This is a genomic window from Brachyspira sp. (assembly GCF_050873525.1).
Taxonomy (GTDB): Bacteria; Spirochaetota; Brachyspiria; order Brachyspirales; family Brachyspiraceae; genus Brachyspira.
Genome location: NZ_JBNMIZ010000183.1, coordinates 1 through 5,301, shown reverse-complemented (window position 1 = coordinate 5,301; position 5,301 = coordinate 1). Strand labels below are relative to the sequence as shown.

The following is a 5,301-nucleotide window of genomic DNA, read 5'->3' as shown; positions in this document are numbered from 1 at the left end:
ATTTCTAATAAAATAAAAAATAGAATAAAGCGAAAAATTGATATGATTTCCTTTTATCAAATACAAAATAATATTTAAAAGTAAAATAAACAAAAGCAAAACGAAAGCTGTTGCAATCAAAGAACTTCTATGAATTCCCGCCGCATATCCCATTTCCAAAGCTATATTTATTGTCATCGTTCTAAAATAAGAAAATAAATCTTTCGGAATAAACGGCGCGTTTCCAGCAATCATCATAACCGCCATTGTCTCTCCTATTGCTCTTCCCATTCCCAAAACCATTGCCGAAAATATTCCCGACTTTGCCGCTTTAACTATTACTCCGAAAACCGCCTGCGAATGAGTGCTTCCAAGCGCAACCGCTCCGTCATAATAATATTTATAAACTGCTTCCAAATTATATCTGCTTATGGATGTTATAGTCGGAAGTATCATTATTCCCAAAATAATAGAACTTGCCAAAACGCCTTCGCCGACTCCGTTTGGAGAAATATTTTTTAATAAAGGAACTAAAACTATCATGCCGAAAAATCCGTAAACTATAGAAGGAATTCCCGCAAGCAAATCTATTATTTGAGATAAAACTATTTTTAATTTTTTAGGACAGAACATCGAAATATAAATCGCCGTAAATAATCCGAATCCTCCTCCGATTAAAGTCGAAAGAATAGTAACATAGAGAGAGCCTACTATCATTGGAAATATTCCGAATTTATTATTGGAAGGCTGCCAATCCGTCCCAAATACGAATTCTAAAAATCCGACTTCTCTAAATAGAGGAACGCTATAAATAAAAATGAATATGCATATTGAAAATACCACGATAACCGCAAATATCGAACATATAAAAAATATATATTTCATGACATTGTCGATTATAGAATTAAATAAATGTTTATTATAATTTTCTTTCATAATTTTCTTTTAATTTTTTAATCTTTCAAACTATTGCTAAACAAATCGATTAAAAAAGTCGGCATACAAAATTAATTGTAATACCGACTTAATCGTTTTCTAATTTGCCACATACCCATTTTCATTAATAACCTGCTTTCCGACATCGCTATCAATGAAGTCCAAAAAGGCTCTCGCTCCCTCGCTCATCTCTTTTCCCTTTTTAGTGAAAATATAAAACGGACGATAAAGTTTGTAAGTGTCGCTTTTTATATTCTCTACAGAAGGCGCCGCGTATTGATTTTGAGATTTCGCTTTATACAAAAGCGGTTTAATCGTGTCGTCAACCGAACCCAAAGAAATATAACCGAGTTTTGAAGAGTCGCTATTAACGGCTGTTTTAACTTTTCCCGTTCCGTCCAGTATTTCGACTGTGGCTGGAAGAGGAGTTTCTTTTCCTATCAAAGTTAAATCCGTGAAAGCGCTTCTCGTTCCCGAACCGTCTTCTCTCGATATGGCTTTTGAAATAGAACCTATAGCCGTATTGTTTATATAAAGATTGTATAACTCTTCTTCACTTATTTGAGTTATGCTCGAATCTTTATTGGCTATTATTACTATTCCGTCTTGGCATAAAAGATAAGCGTCCAATTCTGGAGCTTCGTTTTCTTTCAAATTTCTTGATGCCATGCCTATATCGTTGTTTCCGTTTATAGTGTCGCTCACTCCGATAGTCGAGTCGGAAGTTTCAACCGTGACGCTATAATTGGAATTTTCTTCTTCGAATTTTTCAGCCAACTTAAACATTAAAGGCGATACCGAAGAAGAACCCGAAACGATTATACTTTTTGAGCTGTCGGAATTAGAACCGACTCCGCAGCTTACAAACAAGAAAGAGTTTATAAGCAGTAAAGAAATAATTAATTTGTTCATTTTTTTCTCCTTTGTTGAATTAATTTTACGCAGACTTTATATAACAAATTTAAATTTAAATCAATACAAATTTCAAAAAAAATTTAAAAAAATTCGAATTTTTTTTAAAGATTTAAGTTGGAATAATACATTTGATACATATTTTTGGGCGAATTAAATAAAAATAAAAAGCGAATCGTTAAAAATCTGATTTACTATACAAGTTTTAACTTTATCAATGTAATAAAAAAGAAATTGTTTCGGCTATTGTCACACTAAACGAATTAATGACGACATAGCTTATTTCTTTTTTTACAAAAAATAATATATAATAAACGATAAGCTTTTAAATAATATTTTAATTTCTAAAGAGCGAATTCCATGTAATAATAATTTCGTTTTGCAATATTAAATCAATCATAAAATCGTTGAACTCTGAAGCGACTTTCAATATTGGAAACAACAAAACCGTTCTTTATATTTATGTTTACGGAATACTCGCGTTTGCAGTTTGTTTTATAATTCCGATTATTTTTCATGCTTGATTAAATATAACTTTTATTTTATACTAAAAATATGAAACTTGAAAATTTTTATTATACCGAAGAATATAAAAATCATTGGCTAAAATACGGCGGTTTATTTGACAAACAATATTTTACCAAAGAAAAAGAAAATAAAATTAATAGCGAATGGACTATTAAACATAAAAAATATTTCGGCAATATTCATGGTAAAGATATAATCGGATACGAAAGAGAACTTTTTAATTTTAACAAAAAAATTTTTTATTATAAAAGCGATGATGCAAAAATTTTCAAAATCTTAAAACATAAAAACGAAAATAATTATTTTATCTTTAATAGAGATTTATCTGGTTTTTCTATTTTGAATTTAGAAAACCTTAAAGAAGAAATTAATTTTTATAATAATAAATTTGTAGAAAATAAAGGAATATTGGTATTTGTAGATTTGGAACATTATTTTATTGAAAACGGCAGAATTATTTTTTATGCATTCTATTTTTCGGAAGAAAAAAATAACGCTTTCAAAAGAATATTCAGCTATTTAATATACGATTTTTCAAACCCGAATAAACTTGACAATAAAGATATAATTTTAACGGATATTAGAGATATTGTATTAAAAAATTATAATAAAGAATTAGATTTTACTTATAAGGCTTATTTCGATGGTAGCGATATAATTGTCGAAGATTTTAATAATAAATATAAATTCATTATTAAAGAAAAAGATTATATTAAATAAATAATAAATTTTTACTATTGCAATAATAAAAATATATAATAAGAAATCGGAGCGGTTAATATCACGCTGTCGAATATATCAAAAATTCCGCCATGTCCTGGAAATATCTTTGAAGAATCTTTAGTATCATACATTCTCTTTATCAAACTCTCTCCCATGTCTCCCAAAAAACTTGTAAGAATAAATATCGAAGTTAAAAGAACGATTTGACATAATGAAAAATTAGGAATATTTTTTCCAAGTAAAGAAACTAAATAATTTTTTGAATATAAATAATAATAAAGCGCTATCAAAGGAACGGTAAATATAAACATTCCGATAAAACCTTCAACGCTTTTATTTGGAGACGCCGTATTTGAAAGTTTATGTTTTCCCAATTTTCGCCCAACGACATAACCTCCCGTATCGCTAAGCCACGCGCATAAAAATATAAAAACGATATAATATTTTCCGCTAGGCATAAATCTCATTAAAGATATATGCCAAATTCCAAGTCCGACATATATAAAACAAAAAACCGCAGTCAATATCGCCCTTCCTTTTTCCTCGAACGAAGAAACATTAACCTTAAAAATATTTATCAAAAATAAAACGGCAATCAAAGCGAAAACCATAATCAAAGACAAATCCATCGAAGGATTTTTCGTTTCCACTATTTTATATAAAGAAGAAAAATCGCCTACAAAAACTTTAGTTCCGCAAATAGTTATAATATATCCCAAAGCCATCGCAATCATTGTGGTTATTACCGTTCTTAAATTTTTTTGTCTATGCACTTTCGCCATATAAAAAATTTCAAGCGCGCTGAAAATCGAAATCGACAATATAAGCAAATGAAATAAAAATATAACTTTATCGTAAAATATTATAACCGTAAATAACGGCAAAGTTAGAATAACGGATATAAGCCTCTTTCTCATTATAAGCCTCCAAATCTTCTCGTTCTATTTGAATATTCTTCTATAGAAATTTTGAAATCTTCTTTTGAAAAATCGGGCCACAAAATTTTTGTAAAATATAATTCGCTGTAGGACGCTTGATACATTAAAAAATTACTCAATCGTTTTTCTCCCGAAGTTCTTATAATAAAATCGGGGTCGGGAATATTTTTTGTATATAAATAATTCGATATTAAAGTTTCGTCAATATCTTCTATATTTATAATTTCTTCTTTTATATCGGTGCATATATTTTTTATCGCGTTTTTAAGTTCGTCTCTAAAACCGTAATTTAAAGCGAGTATAATCGTCAATATAGGTTCTTTACATTTTTCCGCAGTTTCTCTTTCCGTTTCTTTAATCGTTTTTACCGTATCTTTCGGAAAAGCGTCAATATCTCCAATATGTTTAACCAAAATATTATTCGATACTAATCTTTTAATTTCTTTTTTATAGAATTCTTTTAATAATTTGAAAAGCGCTTTTTTTTCTTCTTCGGGACGCTTCCAGTTTTCCGTTGAAAAAGCGTATAGAGTCAAATATTTAATATTGAGTTCGCAGCAGGCTTCCGCTATTTTTATCACATTTTCGCTTCCGCTTCTATGTCCGTAACTTCTGCTTTTATTATGAGCCTTTGCCCATCTTCCGTTTCCGTCCATTATTATAGCCACATGCTTTGGAATATTCTCGTTTATCATATAGTGTCTAATTCTTTTTCTTTGGCATTTATCAATTCGTCTATTTTCTTTATAAACGAATCGGTTTCATTTTGTATTTTTTTCTCTTGATTTTTTGATTCGTCTTCCGTTATATTTTTATCTTTCAATTCTTTTTTTATTTTATCGTTTTCGTCTCTTCTTATATTTCGGATTGATATTTTTGCCTCTTCTCCTCTATGCCTCACGCCTTTTTTCAATTCTTCTCTTCTTTCTTTTGTTAGTTCTGGAACTACAATTCTAATATTTCCCGCTTCGTTGAAAGGATTGAATCCTAAATCGGATTTTAATATCGCTTTTTCTATATCGCCGATTAAACTTTTATCGAAAGGCTGAATCATAATAGTTTTCGCATCGGGCGTTGATACATTTCCGACTTGTTTCAAAGGCATATTGCTTCCGTAGGCTTCCACTTTTATTCCGTCCAATATTGAAGCGTTTGCCCTTCCCGTTCTTATTCCTTTTAAATCGTTTTGCAAACTATTAATAGTTTTTTCCATTCTTTCTTTATAAGATTCTTTTGACATAGACAATCCTTAAATTTTAAAATAAATTATGTTTATATAGATTAT

General features: G+C 29.5%; 6 protein-coding genes. 1 reads left to right on the top strand and 5 read right to left on the bottom strand.

The window, feature by feature from the left end; all coding sequences use genetic code 11:
* Together pstC and ACR0QS_RS10630 are read right to left on the bottom strand one after the other, a co-directional pair.
* Positions 1–915: phosphate ABC transporter permease subunit PstC (gene pstC, locus ACR0QS_RS10635; protein ID WP_432633424.1), on the bottom strand; the 915-nt coding region annotated here is incomplete at its 3' end.
* A 99-nt stretch (positions 916–1,014) separates the two neighbouring features.
* On the bottom strand, positions 1,015–1,827 hold the full coding sequence (locus ACR0QS_RS10630; RefSeq protein WP_432633423.1) for a substrate-binding domain-containing protein: 813 nt from the start codon (positions 1,825–1,827) through the stop codon (positions 1,015–1,017).
* Positions 1,828–2,382: 555 nt separating this feature from the next.
* Between ACR0QS_RS10630 and ACR0QS_RS10625 the strand changes: the two genes are divergently transcribed.
* Positions 2,383–3,075: a hypothetical protein gene (locus ACR0QS_RS10625; RefSeq protein ID WP_432633422.1), complete on the top strand. Its 693-nt coding sequence runs from the start codon at positions 2,383–2,385 to the stop codon at positions 3,073–3,075.
* A gap of 14 nt (positions 3,076–3,089) precedes the next feature.
* On the opposite strand, the gene ACR0QS_RS10620 is transcribed toward ACR0QS_RS10625, so the two are convergent.
* Genes ACR0QS_RS10620 through frr form a run of 3 tightly spaced genes read right to left on the bottom strand, consistent with a single transcriptional unit; the run spans position 3,090 to position 5,256 of the window.
* Positions 3,090–3,995, bottom strand: a complete 906-nt coding sequence (locus ACR0QS_RS10620) for a phosphatidate cytidylyltransferase (RefSeq protein ID WP_432633421.1) — start codon at positions 3,993–3,995, stop codon at positions 3,090–3,092.
* The gene (locus ACR0QS_RS10615) at positions 3,995–4,711 is read right to left on the bottom strand and encodes an isoprenyl transferase (RefSeq protein WP_432633420.1); all 717 of its coding nucleotides are present in this window, start codon (positions 4,709–4,711) and stop codon (positions 3,995–3,997) included. The genes ACR0QS_RS10620 and ACR0QS_RS10615 overlap by 1 nt, the downstream gene beginning before the upstream one ends.
* Positions 4,708–5,256 (bottom strand): ribosome recycling factor, encoded by a 549-nt coding sequence (gene frr / locus ACR0QS_RS10610; protein WP_432633419.1) that lies wholly within the window; start codon positions 5,254–5,256, stop codon positions 4,708–4,710. The genes ACR0QS_RS10615 and frr overlap by 4 nt, the downstream gene beginning before the upstream one ends.
* Between the last annotated feature and the right edge of the window lie 45 nt (positions 5,257–5,301).

Coding starts and splice junctions, on each gene's coding strand:
- ACR0QS_RS10630 (WP_432633423.1), bottom strand. CDS start 1,827: ATGAACAAATTAATTATTTCTTTACTGCTTATAAACTCTTTCTTGTTT.
- ACR0QS_RS10625 (WP_432633422.1), top strand. CDS start 2,383: ATGAAACTTGAAAATTTTTATTATACCGAAGAATATAAAAATCATTGG.
- ACR0QS_RS10620 (WP_432633421.1), bottom strand. CDS start 3,995: ATGAGAAAGAGGCTTATATCCGTTATTCTAACTTTGCCGTTATTTACG.
- ACR0QS_RS10615 (WP_432633420.1), bottom strand. CDS start 4,711: ATGATAAACGAGAATATTCCAAAGCATGTGGCTATAATAATGGACGGA.
- frr (WP_432633419.1), bottom strand. CDS start 5,256: ATGTCAAAAGAATCTTATAAAGAAAGAATGGAAAAAACTATTAATAGT.